This window comes from Roseateles sp. DAIF2, assembly GCF_015624425.1.
Classification (GTDB): Bacteria; Pseudomonadota; Gammaproteobacteria; order Burkholderiales; family Burkholderiaceae_C; genus Kinneretia.
This window is the reverse complement of sequence record NZ_CP049919.1, coordinates 1,633,606-1,648,682: the sequence shown is the minus strand read 5'-3', so window position 1 is coordinate 1,648,682 and position 15,077 is coordinate 1,633,606. Positions and strand designations below refer to the sequence as shown.

Sequence of the window (15,077 nt, the reverse complement as noted above, 5' to 3'; positions counted from 1 at the left end):
GAACGCAATGAAGTTCATCGACTCCCATCAAGATCCCTGGCATCGCGTCGTCGGCGAGGACGGCCCCAAGCCCGATCCCGATCCGGCGCCGAACCTGCTGCTGAGCCTGGAGCAATGGCATGCGGTGCGCGACCATTGGCCGGCCGGCCTGGCCACCGCGGTCGAGGTGCCGAACGACTACGACATCGAGGGCCTGGCCACCGACCTACCGCGCCTGGCGCTGGTGGTGCTGCAGTTCCCCAAATGGGTGGACGGCCGCGCCTACAGCCAGGCGCGCATCCTGCGCAGCCGCTACCGCTTCGCCGGCGAGATCCGCGCCACCGGCGAGGTGCTGGTGGACATGGTGCTGCTGGCCGCCCGCACCGGTTTCGACGCGGTGCTGCTGCGCGCCGACCAGGACCTCAACGCAGCCAAGCGCGCGCTGAGCTTCTTCCCCGGCCATTACCAGGGCGACACGCGCGAGCAGCGCCCGCATTTCGCGGCGAACGTCGCGGGCTGAGAAAGGGCAAGCAGCATGAGCGGCGAAGCTTCCACCCTGTCCTGGCTGTCGGCGCCGGCCAGCGCCTCGGCCATTGGTCTGTATGCCCGCCAGACGGCCGGCTTCGAGGAGCGCCTGGCTCGCACGGTCGAGCTGCTGAAGCAGGCCGTGGCCGAGCATGGCGCGGGCCTGATCCAGTCCACCAGCCTCGGCGCCGAGGACATGGTGATCACCGACCTGATCGCCCGCCACGCGCTGCCGATCTGCATCGCCACTCTGGACACCGGCGCGCTGCACGCCGAGACCCTGGCGCTGATCCCGGCCATCGAAGCAAAGTACGCGCTGGAGGTCGAGGTCTTCAGCCCGGTGCAGGAGGCGGTGATCCATTTCGTCAAGAGCAACGGTGAGCGCGCGATGTACGAGAGCCTGGCGCTGCGCAAGGCCTGCTGCGGCCTGCGCAAGCTGGAGCCGCTCTCCCGCATGCTGGCCGGCCGCAGCGCCTGGATCACCGGCCTGCGCCGCGAGCAGAGCGCAAACCGCGCCGAGGTGCCCTTCGCCGAGCCGGACGGCAACGGCCGCACGAAGCTGAATCCGCTGGCCGAATGGAGCTGGGCCGATGTCTGGCATTACATCCAGGCCTTCGACGTGCCCCACAACGCGCTGCATGACCAGTTCATGCCCAGCATCGGCTGTGCGCCCTGCACCCGCGCGATCGCGGTCGGCGAGGACTTCCGCGCCGGCCGCTGGTGGTGGGAGAGTGAAGACGCCAAGGAATGCGGCCTGCACAAGGCCCACACCAACGAAGAACTGACGAAGAGCACAGGAGCCCCGGCATGAACGCCCCGGTCAATCTCGAGAAACTGCTGCCGACGGTCGATCACCGTCATCTGGACCACCTGGAGGAGGAGGCCATCTTCATCCTGCGCGAGGTGGCCGCCGCCTTCGAACGCCCGGGCCTGCTGTTCTCCAGCGGCAAGGACAGCTGCGTGGTGCTGCGCCTGGCCGAGAAGGCCTTCAAGACGCGCGACAAGAGCGATCCCACCGGCAACACCTTCAAGGGAAAACTTCCCTTCCCGCTGGTGCATGTGGACACCGGCCACAACTTCCCCGAGGTGATCGAGTTCCGCGACCGCCGCGTCGCCGAGATGGGCGAGCGCGTCATCGTTGCCCATATGGAGGAATCGATCAAAAAGGGCACGGTGCGCCTGGCCCATCCGCTGGAGTCGCGCAACGGCCACCAGACCGTGACCCTCTTGGAAGCGATCGAGGACAACCGCTTCGACGTGCTGATCGGCGGCGCCCGCCGCGACGAGGAGAAGGCGCGCGCAAAGGAGCGCATCTTCAGCCACCGCGACAGCTTCGGCCAATGGCAGCCCAAGGAGCAGCGCCCCGAGCTGTGGAACCTGTTCAACACCCGCATCCGCCCGGGCGAGCATTTCCGCGCCTTCCCGATCAGCAACTGGACCGAGCTGGACGTCTGGCTCTACATCGCGCGCGAGAACATCCCGCTGCCCAGCCTCTACTTCGCGCACCAGCGCCAGGTCGTGCGCAAGAAGGGCCTCTTGGTGCCAGTCACCGAGGTGACGCCGCCGGAGGCCGGTGATGTGGTCGAGACCGAGACCGTGCGTTTTCGCACCGTCGGCGACATGACCTGCACCTGCCCGGTCGAAAGCCCGGCCGTCTCGGCCCAGGACATCGTCGCCGAGACCCTGACCGTCACGGTCAGCGAGCGCGGCGCCACCCGCATGGATGACCGCACCTCCGAGGCCTCGATGGAGCGTCGCAAGAAGGAAGGGTATTTCTGATCATGAGCGCAGTTCTGAACAACGACAACACCCGGGTCCACGAACAAGACGTGGACACGCAGCACCGCGCGCTGCGCTTTCTGACCGCCGGCAGCGTCGACGACGGCAAGAGCACCCTGATCGGCCGCCTGCTGTACGACAGCCGCGCGATCCTGGCCGACCAGCTGGACACGCTGGAAAAGCGTGCCGCCGGCGCACCGATCGACCTGAGCCTCTTGACCGACGGCCTGGAGGCCGAGCGCGAGCAGGGCATCACGATCGACGTGGCCTACCGCTACTTCGCGACCAAGACCCGCAAGTTCATCATCGCCGACGCGCCGGGCCATGAGCAGTACACCCGCAATATGGTGACGGCCGCGGCCGGCAGCGATGCCGCCGTGGTGCTGGTGGACATCACCAAGCTGGACCTGGACGCCGCCGAGGTGCCGCTGCTGCCGCAGACGCGCCGCCACAGCCTCTTGGCGCATCTGCTGCGCGTGCCCAGCATCGTGTTCGCGATCAACAAGATCGACGCGCTGGCCGACCCGGGCGCCGGCTTCGCCAAGGTCAGCGCCGCGCTGCGGGCCTTCGCCGCGCAGGCGGGCATCGCGGTGACCGCGATCGTGCCGGTCTCGGCGCTGCGCGGCGACAACGTCACCCAGCCGCTGGACGCGGCCTGGTACGACGGTCCCTCGCTGCTGCAGGTGCTGGAAGGCCTGCCGGCGCTGCAGGAGAAGGTCGAGGGCCAGCTGCTGATCCCGGTGCAATATGTCGCTCGCGAGGGTGAGGGCACCGGTCACCAGCCGCGCACCCTGTGGGGCCGCATCGCCCATGGCCAGGTCAAGGCCGGCGACGAGGTGCAGATCCTGCCCAGCGGCCAGACCGCGGTCGTGGCCGAGGTACGCCGCGCCGGCGAGACCGTCGCGCACAGCGTGGCCGGGGAATCGGCCGGCGTCGTGCTGGACCGCCAGCTGGATGTCAGCCGCGGCGACTGGATCGTCACGCCCGGCAGCGCCACGCCGGTGCAGAGCTTCGAGGCCACCCTGGCCTGGCTGGACACCGAGCCGGCTAAAGAAGGCCGCAAGTACTGGGTGCGCCATGGCAACCGCTGGGTGCAGGCACGCATCGCCGCGATCGAGCATCGCCTGGACATCCACACCCTGGCCGAAACCGAGGCACAGGAACTGGCGGTCAACGAGATCGGCCATGTGCGCATCGAGGTGCAGGCCGCGCTGCCGGTGGAGCCCTATGCGGCTAACCGCGTCGGCGGCGCGCTGATCGTCGTCGACCCGACCAGCAACCGCACCTCGGGTGCGCTGCTGGTGCGCTGAACCCTGAGGAAAGTTGGCAGACATGGGCAAGGTCATCTTCGTCAGCGCCGGCCCCGGGGCCGCGGACCTGATCACCCTGCGCGGCGCGCGTGCGCTGCAACGGGCGGACGTGGTGCTGTTCGACGCCCTGACCGACCCGGCCCTGCGCGAATTCGCGCCACAGGCGCAGTGGCTGGACGTCGGCAAGCGCGGCTTCTCGGCCGACGCCACCGCGCAGACCGCGATCGACGCGCTGCTGGTCAAGATGGCTCGGCAGCATGCCCTGGTCGTGCGCCTGAAGGGCGGCGACGCCAGCATCTTCGGCCGCCTGGAGGAGGAGCTGGAGGCGCTGGCCGCCGCCGGCATCCCACCGGACGACATCGAGGTGGTGCCCGGCGTCACTGCGGCGATCGCCGCGGCGGCCCAGACCCAGCGCCCGTTGACCCGCCGCGGCCAGGGCCGCAGCGTCAGCCTCACCACCGCGATGACCCGCGAGGGCGATCTGCAAGGCGGCAAGAGCGCCGACACCGAGGTGTTCTACATGGCCGGCCGCCAGCTGGCGGCGCTGGCGCGCAAGCTGGTCGAGGCCGGCTGGGCGCCGGACGCGCCCTGCAGCGTGGTCTCGCGCGCCGGCTGGCCGGACGCGCTGGCCAGCGAACATCCGGTGTCAGGTCTTGCGGCCGCGGCGCTGCTGCACCGCGGCCGGCCCACCGTCGTCACCGTCGGCGCCGGCGCCCGGGCGGTCAGCGCCCGCCCCCGCAAAACCATCAAGGCCACCGGGCTTGCGCAGGAACAAGCCCGTACCCGCGCCCTCAGCGATTAAAATCCGCCTCTGCCCTGTCCCGGTGCGCCCTGCGCCGGCGCGCACGCCCATAAGAACCGAGTTGCCCCACCATGACCCACGTCGTTACCGAAGCCTGCATCCGCTGCAAGTACACCGATTGCGTCGATGTCTGCCCCGTTGACTGCTTCCGCGAAGGCCCCAACTTCCTGACCATCGATCCGGACGAGTGCATCGACTGTGCGGTCTGCATCCCCGAGTGCCCGGCCAATGCCATCGTGCCGGAGGAGGATGTGCCGGGCAACCAGCAGCACATGATCAAGCTCAATGCCGACCTGGCGAAGGCCTGGCCCAGCATCACCAAGCGCAAGCCGGCCCTGCCGGACGCCGACGAGTGGAAAGACAAGACCGGCAAGCTGGCCGAGCTGATCCGCTGAGGCAAGGCCGCCGCCCATGAGCAGCCCCCTGCCCGCCCCGATCATCGAGACCGACGCCGTGATCGTCGGTGCCGGCCCGGTGGGCCTGTTCCAGGTCTTCGAGCTGGGCCTGCTGGAGATCAAGGCCCATATCATCGACTCGCTGGCCTACCCCGGCGGGCAATGCATCGAGCTCTACCCCGACAAGCCGATCTACGACATCCCGGCCGTGCCCATGTGCACCGGCAAGGAGCTGACCGACAGCCTGCTCAAGCAGATCGAGCCTTTCGGCGCGACCTTCCACCTGGGCCAGGAGGTCACGGTGGTGCAGAAATGCGAGGAAGGGGCTGATTGCGGCGGGCGTTTCTATGTCGAGACGGCCAAGGGCACGCGCTTCCTGACCAAGACCATCTTCATCGCCGGCGGCGTCGGCAGCTTCCAGCCGCGCACCCTGAAGGTCGAGGGCGTCGAGCCCTTCGAGGGCACGCAGGTGCATTACCGCGTGCGCGGGCCCGAGCAGTTCGCCGGCAAGAACCTGCTGGTGGTCGGCGGCGGCGATTCGGCGCTGGACTGGGCGCTGAACTTCTGCGCCGGCAACGAGGACGGCAACCCGCACAAGGCCGAGAGCGTGATCCTGCTGCACCGGCGCGATGGCTTCAAGGCCGCGCCGGCCAACGTCGCGAAGATGCATGCGCTGTGCGAGGCGCATGAGATGCAGTTCCTGGTCGGCCAGGTGACGGGCATCGTCGAGGAAGGCGGCCTGCTGACCGGCGCCAAGGTCACCGGCGCCGACGGCGTCACCCGCATCGTGCCCTGCGACCAGATCCTGGCCTTCTTCGGCCTGAGCCCGAAGCTGGGCCCGATCGCCGAATGGGGCCTGGCGCTGGAGCGCAAGCAGATCGTCGTCGACACCGAGAAGTTCGAGACCAGCGTGCCCGGCATCTTCGCGGTGGGCGACGTCAACACCTACCCGGGCAAGAAGAAGCTGATCCTGTCCGGCTTCCACGAGGCCGCGCTGGCCGCCTTCGGTGCCGCGCCCTATGTGTTCCCGGACAAGCGCGTGCACCTGCAGTACACGACCACCAGCCCGAAGCTGCACAAGGTGCTGGGGGTAGAGTCGCCGGTGTTTGATTGATCGGCCGCTGGCGAGTCACAGGACACAAGGCCCGCCGCGCGCGGGCCTTGTGCTTGTAGGCCCTTACAATCGCACCACTGTCGCGGCTTCGGGCCTCGGCAGTCGCTAGGGGTGCTGGCCCGTCCCACAGGACAGGCCGGCTGAGAAAGTCCCTTTGAACCTGATCGGCGGCTTCGGCCGCGAGGTCAACAGATGCATATCTTGTTGGCCTGAGGTAATCCTCGCGCAGGGAAGCACGCAAGACGCCCAGGTCGACCTGTCCTCCGGTCCTTTCTCGCCGCGGTTCGACATCCATCTGGGCTCGTGAGCCGCCCTGCCATCGCTTGTTGTTGTACTAGCAGTTGATCCGATGGCATCCACCCGCAAACTCTCCACCCTCTTCTCCTCGCTGCTGCTGGCCCTGCCCGCGCTGGCGCAACAGCAGTCGCAACAGCAACAGGCCCTGCCGACCGTCACGGTCAGCGGCCGCAGCGCCGACGCGCCGGTCACGATCGGCGGTTTCGGCGGCGAGACGCCGGTCGCCAAGCTACCGCTGCAGGCCTCGGTGCTGAGTGCCGAGCGGCTGCTCGATGCCGGCATCGATGGGCTCTCGGGCCTGACCAACTTCGATGCCAGCGTCGGCGACGCCTACAACTCGCAGGGCTATGTCTCCTACCTGAAGGTGCGCGGCTTCGACCTCGACAACCGCTTCAACTACCGCCGCGACGGCCTGCCGATCAATGCCGAGACCGCGCTGGCCCTGGGCAACAAGAGCGGCATCGAGCTGCTGAAGGGCACCAGCGGCATCCAGTCCGGCACCAGCGCGCCCGGTGGCCTGGTGAACCTGCTGGTCAAGCGCCCGACCGCGGCACCGCTGACCAACCTCACGCTGGCCCTCAGCGAGCGCGGCACGGCCCAGGCCGCGCTGGACTGGAGCCGCCGCTTCGGCGCGGGTCAGGTCTTCGGCCTGCGCATCAATGCCGCCGCGGCCGAGCTGCGTCCGCTGCTGCGCGACGCCAAGGGCGATCGCCGGCTGCTGGCCCTGGCCGGCGACTGGCGCGCCACGTCCGATACCCTGGTCGAGGCCGAGTTCGAATGGAACCGCCAGAGCCAGCCCAGCCAGCCCGGTTTCAGCCTGCTGGGCAGCAAGCTGCCCTCGGCCAAGGACATCGACCCGCGCATCAACCTGAACAACCAGGCCTGGAGCCAGCCGGTGGTGTTCGACAACACCCATGCCTCGCTGCGCCTGACGCAACGCCTGAACGCCGACTGGAAGGCGCAGGCGCATCTGGGCGTGCAGCGGCTGAAGACGGATGACCGGCTGGCCTACGCCTCCGGCAAGTACGACCCGGTCAGCTATGACTGCGCCCCCTGCGACCGCTTCGCCGCCGACGGCAGCTTCTCGATCTGGGACTTCCGCAGCGAGAACGAGCGTCGCGACAGCGATGCGCTGGATCTGTCGCTGGCCGGCAAGTTCAGGACCGGGCCGCTGCGCCACGAGCTGAGCACCGGCCTGCTGCTGAGCCGCTTCGAAAGCCGCTTCCAGCGCCAGGCCTACAACCTGGTCGGCGTCGGCACGATCGATGGCAAGAGCCGCACGCCGGCCGACCCGAGCCTGACCGACGAGAACACCAACCGCGACGAGCGCAGCACCGAGTTCTATCTGCGCGACAGCGTCGGCCTCGACGCGCTGCTGCCGGGCCTGCAGGGCTGGCTCGGCCTGCGCCACACGCAGCTCAAGCGCGAGAGCGTGCGCACCGACGGCTCGCGCGCGACCAGCTACAAGCAGAACTTCACCACGCCCTGGCTGGGCCTGAGCCAGGCGCTGACGCCGCAGCTGATGGCCTATGCCAGCTGGGGCGAGGGCGTCGAGTCCGAGGTGATCCCGAACCGCGGCCGCTACAACAATCCCGGCCAGGCCCTGCCCGCGCAGAAGAGCCGCCAGCTGGAGATCGGACTGAAGGCCGGCAGCTCGACGGTGGACTGGGGCATCGCCGCCTTCGACATCAAGCGCCCGCAATGGCGCGACATCGGCACCTGCGACGCCAACCTCAGCTGCACCCGCGCGGCCGACGGCACCGCCCGCCATCGCGGCCTCGAGGCCCAGGCCGACCTGAAATGGTCCGGTGGCGGCCTGCTGGCCAGCGCGATGAAGCTCAGGGCGCGCCGCCATGGCAGCGCCGATGCCAGCCTGAACGGCCTGAAGCCCGCCAACGTGGCCGAGACCGCGCTCAAGCTGCAGGGCCGCCAGGACCTCATCGGCGGCCTGCAGCTGCAGGCGGGCCTGGTCTACGAAGGCCCGCGCGCCGTGCTGCCCGACAACAGCCTGAAGATCCCCGGCTGGACCCGCCTCGATGCCGGCCTGCGCTACGAGCAGCAACTCGGCGGCGGCCAGCAACTGACCTGGCGCGCCGGCGTGGACAACCTGGCGAACCGCCGCGCCTGGAAGGAATCGCCCTTCCAGTACGGCCATGCGTACCTGTACCCGCTCGAACCGCGCACCTGGCGCATCAGTTTGGAGACAAGCTTGTAAACCAGGATTTTTTCTGGCTATAATGCAAGGCTCTGTTCCCCGATAGCTCAGTCGGTAGAGCGCCGGACTGTTAATCCGTAGGTCCCTGGTTCGAGCCCAGGTCGGGGAGCCAACAGAACCCATCAAGACGCATGTCGCAACCGATCGACATGCCGACATAGCAGAAGCAAACAATTCCTCGATAGCTCAGTCGGTAGAGCGCCGGACTGTTAATCCGTAGGTCCCTGGTTCGAGCCCAGGTCGAGGAGCCACTTTGAAGCCCTGCACGCGCAAGCGTGTGGGGCTTTTTCATTTCTCCCGGAGATCTCACCACATGAGCAACACCCTGCCCGCCTGCCCCAAATGCACCTCGGTCTACACCTATGAGGATGGGGCCCAGCTCATCTGCCCCGAATGCGGCCATGAATGGTCGGTTCAGGGGCCGGATACCGCTGCGACCGAAGAGGCTCGCGTCATCCTCATCAAGGACGCCGTGGGCAACATCCTGCAGGACGGCGACACGGTCACCGTGATCAAGGACCTGAAAATCAAGGGCTCGTCCCTGGTCGTCAAGGTCGGCACCAAGGTCAAGAACATCCGCTTGACCGAGGGCGACCATGACATCGACTGCAAGATCGATGGGATCGGAGCGATGGGGTTGAAGTCGGAATTTGTGAAGAAGGTCTGAACACCTCCTCTTGCTTCGTGCATTGACGGGCTGTCTTGCCCGATTCCTCCTTGTGTCGTGCACCTCCACCTGCAGCGACTACTCCTGCGCCGCCCGGGTGGCCCGCGGTGGCGCAAAGGGTGGAGAAAATTCGACAAAGAAGAGGAATAGCAGAAGCGGCGCCAACAGTTAGACCAGGGGGTGCTTCCAGTTCAGGGTCGCGGACCTGACCTTGGCGTCTGCCCGCGCAATCTCAAGTCCGAGAAAAGCTCTGGCTTGAAATCTCCCCCTCCGGACGCCCCGTCAGCCCCGACGAGCGTTCCCGCTCGCCGCTCAGCCCTCCTCCCAAGGCTGCGCCGCCTCCAGCTCATACGCCAGCTCGAACAACTTCTGCTCCTGCCCCAGCCGCGCCGCGAACTGCGCGCCGATCGGCAGGCCGGTGGTGGGATCGCGTCCCAGCGGCACCGACATCGCCGGCGTGCCCGCGACGTTGTGCAACGGCGTGTAGCCGACATAGCGCATCAGCCGCTCCCACATCAGCGGCCCCGGTACCGCCGGGCCCAGATAGCCCAGCGGTGGCGGCACATCGGCCAGCACCGGCGTCAGCAGCAGATCGCAGCCCGTGCTCACGAACCATTCGTCCAGCTCGCGCGCGATCTGGGCGAAGTAGGCACGGGCGTGGGTCTGCGCCTCGGCCGGCAGGCCGCGGGCATGGGCCGCCAGATGCAGGGTCCAGGGTTCCAGCACGGCCTCGATCCGCCGGCTCGAGGCCGGATCGGCCTCGGCCTGGCTCAGCAGGCGCTCGGCGCCGCCGCTCCAGACCACCATGAACTGCGCCATGAAGCGCTCGCCATCCACCGGCAGGCGGCGGACCGGCAGCACCCGGTGCCCCAGCGTCCGTTCGCACAGGCGCGCGGCGGCCAGGGTCGCGGCCCGCACCGCGGGCGCGGGCGCACGGCCCTGCAGATCGTCGACGCACAGACCGATGCGCAGCGGCGTCCGGCGTGCGCGCGGCGGTCCCTCCAGCAGCGGGATCGGCGGCAGCGGCGCCGCCGCGTCGCTGCGCTGATTCCAGGCGAACAGCTGCGCGCTGTCGCGCACCGAGCGGCTCAGCGCATGCTCGACGCCGCTGTCCGCGGCGCTCGAGCCGACCATGCGGCCACGGCTGGGCTTGAGACCGAACAGCCCGCAGCAGGAGGCCGGGATACGGATCGAGCCGCCGCCGTCGCTAGCATGGGCCAGCGGCAGCATGCCCGAGGTCACCATCGCCGCCGCGCCGCCCGAGGAGCCGCCGCTGGAGCGCGCGGGATCTAGCGGGTTGCGCACCGGCCCGCCCAGCAGCGGCTCGGTGCTGGCATTGAGCGCGAACTCCGGCGTCGCGGTCTTGGCCAGGATCAGCAGGCCCGCCGCCTCCGTGCGCAGCACCAGCTCGGCGCTCTGCGCCGGCACATGCTCGCGCAGCAGCCGCGAGCCGGAGCTGCGGCGCACGCCCTGCACATCGAGCAGGTCCTTGATCGCATAGGGTACGCCGGGAAACGGCCCCGGCGTCTGCGCCAGCCCCTGCCGGCGTGCCGCCGCGCGGGCCCGCTCGAAGCAGGGCGCAGCGAGCGCATTGAAGCGCGGGTTGAGCCGCTCGATGCGCGCGATCGCCGCATCGACCAGCTCCAGCGGCGACACCGCCCCGGCACGCACCAGCGCCGCCTGCGCCGTCGCATCGAGCCGCCCCAGCGCATCATCATCGCCCTCGGCCATTGCCGCGGCTGCCGCACCGCCCAGCGCGCCGACGGCGCCTTGTTTCAACAGCAAGCGTCGATCCATCGCATCCATCCTTTCTTTCCTTACTCGTTGATCCATCGGGGCCGCCGCGTGCCTGCACATGCCAGAATCGCTCGTCATGGCCCCGTCCTCGCCTTCACCACTGTGCCCAGCCGCGGCGCGGCAGGCTTGTACCGGCGCGCCACATGCGAAGGAAGAAGAAACCGCCGATGGCGGGCCGCAGAGCTATCACCTGCTGCAGGCCGCGGTCGGCCCGCTGGCACTGGAGCCGCGGGCCCTGTTCGCCTGGTGCGTGGACGGCGTCGTCACCGGCCTGCTGCCGCACCGGCGCTATGCGCAGGCCAGCCGTGCCGCGCGCGCCGCCGGTCTGAGCGAGAGCGCGCTGACGCGGCGCCTGGCGACGCTGGCCGCGCTGGATGCCAATCCGGTGGCCGAGCTGATGCGCGGCGACCCCGACGACCGGAGCTTCCAACACCGCTGGAACGGCTACAACCGGCTGGCGCCGCTGGGCGTGCGCACCCGGCTGGCGGACGGAGCATCAGTGCGGCTCGAGGAACGCCGTACCGCACCGGGCATCGCCGATGACGAGTTCCGCCGCATCACGGTGACGGCCTGTGCGGCCAGCCTGCGACGCTTGGGCGATGCTGGCCCAAGCGACGACGGCCTGCGGCGCGCCTGGCGGGCGCTGGGCCTGCGCGGCGGCTGCATCCCCGAGTTGCTGGACGCGCTGCGTCTCGCCCCCGAGGCCGATCTCGCGCGCAGCGCCACCGAGCTGGGCTGCAGCACCCGCACCCTGCAGCGCCAGCTCGGCCGCGCCGGCCTGAGCCACGGTCAGCTGCGCCGGGCGGTACGCCTGAGCCTGGCGGGCTGCGCGCTGCGCGGGGCGGCGTCGCTGACCGAGATCGCCCATGCGGCGGGCTTCTACGACTCCGCGCATTTCGCCCATGCCTGGCACCGGGCCTGCGGCATCACGCCCTCGGACTACCGGGCACTGAGCCTGGCCTGACACCTGACGTTTCAGGGCCGCGCCAGCGCCTCCACGGGGTCAAGTCTTGCCGCGCTGCGCGCCGGCAGGAAGCCGAAGGCCACGCCGATCAGGGTCGAGACGCCAAAGGCGCCGAGGATGGACCAGGCCGAGAACACCATGCGGAAATCGCTGGCGAAGCGGTCGAACAGCAGGCCGCCGCTCAGGGCCAGGCCGACGCCCAGGGCGCCGCCGATCAGGCAGACCAGCACCGCCTCGATCAGGAACTGGCGCAGGATGTCGCTCTGCCGCGCGCCCACCGCCATGCGCACGCCGATCTCCTGCGTGCGCTCCGTCACCGAGACCAGCATGATGTTCATCACGCCGATGCCGCCCACCAGCAGCGAGATCAACGCGATCGAGGAGATCAGCAGGGTGATGGTCTGCGTGGTCTGCTCGATGGTCTGGCGCACGCTGTCGGTATTCATCAGGAAGAAATCCTGCTTGCCATGGCGCTGGCTCAGCAGCTTGCTGATGCCCTGCTCCGCCACCTGGCTGGGCACGCTGTCGCTGACGCGCACGGTCAGGCTGCGCAGATAGTCCTGGCCGGTGATGCGGCTCATCGCGGTGGTGTAGGGGATCCAGATGTTCAGCGCGTCCTCGTTGCCGAAGGGGCTGCTCTTCTTGGCCGTCACGCCGACGATGCGCACCGGCACCGTGCCCAGCAGGATCACCTGGCCCAGCGCGGGCTCGCCGTTCGGGAACAGGCTCTTGCGCGTGTTGTCGTCGATCACCGCCTCCTGCGCGCGCAGGCGCACCGCCTGCAGATCGAAGGCCTGGCCGCGCGCAAACTCGTAGCCACGCACGCGGAAGAACTGCTCGCCGACCCCGGTCACATTGGCCGCCACGTCGACATTGCGGTAGCGCAGCCCGACATTGGCCGAGACCGAGGGCGTCACGCTGTCCACATAGCCGAGCTGGGCCAGCGCGTCCGCGTCGCCGGCGCGCAGGGTGCGCACCGCGCCGGCGCGGCGGTCGCCGAAGCCGCTGCCGGGCAGGATGTCGATCGTGTTGGTGCCCATCGCGCTGATGTCGGCCAGGATGCGCTGGCGCGAGCCCTCGCCCAGGGCGACGACCGAGACCACCGAGGCGATGCCGATGATGATGCCCAGCATCGTCAGCAGGGTGCGCAGCCGGTGGTTCACCATCGCGCGCAGCGCCATGCGCGTGGCCTCGCCGACGCGGCCCAGCACATCGCCGAACAGCTTCGCGACCTTCGGCTCGCTCGCGCGCTGCAGCGCGGCGGGCGGTGGCGCCTCGGGCTTGCGCCGGTCCGCGACGATGCGGCCGTCGCTGATCTCGATCACGCGCTGCGCATGCTCGGCCACCTGCGCGTCATGCGTCACCAGGATGATGGTGTGGCCGTCGGCATGCAGCTCCTCGAGGATCTTCATCACCTCGCGGCCGCTGGCCTGGTCCAGCGCGCCGGTGGGCTCGTCGGCCAGGATCACGTCGCCGCCGTTCATCAGCGCGCGCGCGATCGAGACGCGCTGCTGCTGCCCGCCCGAGAGCTGGCCGGGCCGGTGCCGCAGCCGCTCCGCCAGGCCCAGCCGCGCCAGCAGCTGGCGGCCGCGCTCATGCCGCGCGGCGGCCGGTGCGCCGGCATAGATGGCCGGGATCTCGACATTGCCCAGCGCGCTCAGATCGCCCAGCAGCTGGTAGCGCTGGAAGATGAAGCCGAAATGCTCGCGCCGCAGCCGCGCCAGCGCGTCCGGGTCCATCGCGCCGGTCTCCTGGCCGGCAACCCGGTAGCTGCCGCGCGTCGGTTTATCCAGGCAGCCCAGGATGTTCATCAGGGTGGACTTGCCCGAGCCCGACGGGCCCATGATCGCCACCATCTCGCCGGCCGCGATCGTCAGGTCCACATCGCGCAGCACCGCGACGACGCCCTCCCCGGCCGGGAACTCGCGCGTCAGACCGCGCACCTCCAGCAAGGCGCCCATGGTCAAAACATCCGCACGCCGCCGCGGCGGCCCATCGACGGGCCGGCCCCGGCCACCGCCTCGGTGGTGACCACCTGCTCGCCCTCCGTCAGGCCGTCCAGCACCTCGGCCGTGACCCGGTTGTTCAGGCCCACCCGCACCTTCTTCTCGACGATCTGGCCGTCGCCCTGCAGCACGCGCACGCGGTAGCTGCCGTCGCGCGCGCGCGGCCCCAGCGCCGCGCTGGGCAGGCTCAGCGCCTTCTTGGCGGTGGCCAGCACGATGGTGGTCTGCGCGGTCATGTTGATGCGCAGCCGGCCGTCCGGGTTGGGCACGTCGAAGATGCCGTTGTAGTAGATCGCGCTGGTGCCCGACGCGCTGCTGCCGCCGCTGCCCGAGCTGCTGCTGGAGCCGCTGGCATCAGTAGCGATCGTCGTCGGGCCGGGCTCCACCGCGCGCAGGCTGGCCTCGATGCGGCGGTCCGGCTCGCCCAGCAGGCTGAAGTAGACCGGCATGCCGGCCTTGACGCGCGGCACATCGGCCTCGGAGATCTGCGCCTTCACCGTCATCAGGTCCAGCCGCGCCAGCTTGATGAGAGTGGGCGCCGACTGGTTGGCGTTCACCGTCTGGCCCTGCTCGGTGACGATCGCGACGACCACGCCGTCCATCGGCGCGGTCACCCGGGTGTAGGACAGGTTCAGCTCCGCCGTGCTCTCGGCCACCTTGGCCTGGCGGATCTGCGCCTGCAGCGCCTCGATCTCGGCCTGGGTGGTCGCCAGCGTGGCCTCGGCGCTCTCGAGGTCGGCGCGCGCGCCGGCATCGGCCGCCACCAGCTCGCGCTGGCGCTTCGCCACCAGGCCGGCCTGGGCCAGCGCCGCCTGCTTGGCGCGCAGCTGGGCCTCGGCGCTCTGCACCTGGGCCTGCGCATTGCGCAGCGCGTTCTGCTGCGGCAGCGCGTCGATCTCGGCGATCGGCTGGCCCTGCTTGACCGCGTCGCCCAGCTGCACATGCAGCCGCTTGACCTGGCCGGTCACCTGGGCGCCGACGCTGACCAGCTGGGCCGCGCCGATGGTGCCGGTGGCCAGCACCGTGTCCTCGATGTCGGCGCGCGTCACCGCTGCGGTGGCCACCTGCGGCCGGGGCTCCGCCGTGAACCAGAGCCGCTTGATGCCGAAGGCCGCCAGCGCCAGCAGCAAGGCCGCTGCGCCCCAGCGCAGCGCCGCCCGCTTCTTCGCGCCGCCGCCGCGCTTCCTGTCATTGCCTTGGGTCGCCATGTCGTCGCTCTTCATGCTT

Annotated in this window: 13 protein-coding genes and 2 tRNA genes; 12 read left to right on the top strand and 3 right to left on the bottom strand. The window is 69.7% G+C overall.

Translation table 11 applies throughout. From position 1 onward, the window contains the following. The first annotated feature begins 7 nt into the window (after positions 1-7). The 11 genes from G8A07_RS07675 to G8A07_RS07625 all read left to right on the top strand — a co-directional run bounded on the left by G8A07_RS07675 (position 8) and on the right by G8A07_RS07625 (position 9,083). Positions 8-499: a DUF934 domain-containing protein gene (locus G8A07_RS07675; RefSeq protein ID WP_195796458.1), complete on the top strand. Its 492-nt coding sequence runs from the start codon at positions 8-10 to the stop codon at positions 497-499. A gap of 15 nt (positions 500-514) precedes the next feature. Further along, a complete protein-coding gene (locus tag G8A07_RS07670) occupies positions 515-1,315 on the top strand; it encodes a phosphoadenylyl-sulfate reductase (RefSeq protein ID WP_195796457.1) in 801 nt (266 codons plus the stop codon). Then, positions 1,312-2,283 (top strand): sulfate adenylyltransferase subunit CysD, encoded by a 972-nt coding sequence (gene cysD, locus G8A07_RS07665; RefSeq protein ID WP_195796456.1) that lies wholly within the window; start codon positions 1,312-1,314, stop codon positions 2,281-2,283. Before G8A07_RS07670 ends, cysD begins: the two co-directional genes overlap by 4 nt. Before the next feature lie 2 nt (positions 2,284-2,285). Then, a complete protein-coding gene (locus G8A07_RS07660) occupies positions 2,286-3,593 on the top strand; it encodes a sulfate adenylyltransferase subunit 1 (protein WP_195796455.1) in 1,308 nt (435 codons plus the stop codon). A 22-nt stretch (positions 3,594-3,615) separates the two neighbouring features. Then, positions 3,616-4,395, top strand: coding sequence for a uroporphyrinogen-III C-methyltransferase (gene cobA, locus G8A07_RS07655; protein WP_195796454.1), 780 nt, complete (start codon positions 3,616-3,618; stop codon positions 4,393-4,395). A gap of 71 nt (positions 4,396-4,466) precedes the next feature. Beyond that, positions 4,467-4,790, top strand: coding sequence for a ferredoxin FdxA (gene fdxA, locus G8A07_RS07650; protein WP_195796453.1), 324 nt, complete (start codon positions 4,467-4,469; stop codon positions 4,788-4,790). A gap of 16 nt (positions 4,791-4,806) precedes the next feature. After that, positions 4,807-5,904: an NAD(P)/FAD-dependent oxidoreductase gene (locus tag G8A07_RS07645; RefSeq protein ID WP_195796452.1), complete on the top strand. Its 1,098-nt coding sequence runs from the start codon at positions 4,807-4,809 to the stop codon at positions 5,902-5,904. A gap of 349 nt (positions 5,905-6,253) precedes the next feature. Then, positions 6,254-8,416 (top strand): TonB-dependent siderophore receptor, encoded by a 2,163-nt coding sequence (locus G8A07_RS07640; protein WP_195796451.1) that lies wholly within the window; start codon positions 6,254-6,256, stop codon positions 8,414-8,416. Positions 8,417-8,452: 36 nt separating this feature from the next. Then, a tRNA-Asn gene (locus G8A07_RS07635) sits at positions 8,453-8,528 on the top strand. Between the two features lie 63 nt (positions 8,529-8,591). Continuing rightward, positions 8,592-8,667 (top strand) — tRNA-Asn (locus tag G8A07_RS07630). A 62-nt stretch (positions 8,668-8,729) separates the two neighbouring features. Further along, positions 8,730-9,083: a zinc ribbon domain-containing protein YjdM gene (locus G8A07_RS07625; RefSeq protein ID WP_195796450.1), complete on the top strand. Its 354-nt coding sequence runs from the start codon at positions 8,730-8,732 to the stop codon at positions 9,081-9,083. Between the two features lie 312 nt (positions 9,084-9,395). Here G8A07_RS07625 and G8A07_RS07620 read toward each other — a convergent pair whose 3' ends face one another. Further along, on the bottom strand, positions 9,396-10,880 hold the full coding sequence (locus tag G8A07_RS07620) for an amidase family protein (RefSeq protein WP_213086248.1): 1,485 nt from the start codon (positions 10,878-10,880) through the stop codon (positions 9,396-9,398). Positions 10,881-10,956: 76 nt separating this feature from the next. Here G8A07_RS07620 and G8A07_RS27715 point away from each other — a divergent pair, with 76 nt between their 5' ends. Beyond that, positions 10,957-11,844 carry a helix-turn-helix domain-containing protein gene (locus G8A07_RS27715; protein ID WP_213086247.1) on the top strand — a complete coding sequence of 296 codons (888 nt, stop codon included), beginning with the start codon at positions 10,957-10,959 and terminating at the stop codon, positions 11,842-11,844. A gap of 11 nt (positions 11,845-11,855) precedes the next feature. Here G8A07_RS27715 and G8A07_RS07610 read toward each other — a convergent pair whose 3' ends face one another. Next, a complete protein-coding gene (locus tag G8A07_RS07610; protein WP_195796449.1) occupies positions 11,856-13,805 on the bottom strand; it encodes a MacB family efflux pump subunit in 1,950 nt (649 codons plus the stop codon). A 2-nt stretch (positions 13,806-13,807) separates the two neighbouring features. Then, positions 13,808-15,073: an efflux RND transporter periplasmic adaptor subunit gene (locus G8A07_RS07605; RefSeq protein ID WP_249937261.1), complete on the bottom strand. Its 1,266-nt coding sequence runs from the start codon at positions 15,071-15,073 to the stop codon at positions 13,808-13,810. Positions 15,074-15,077 lie beyond the last annotated feature (4 nt).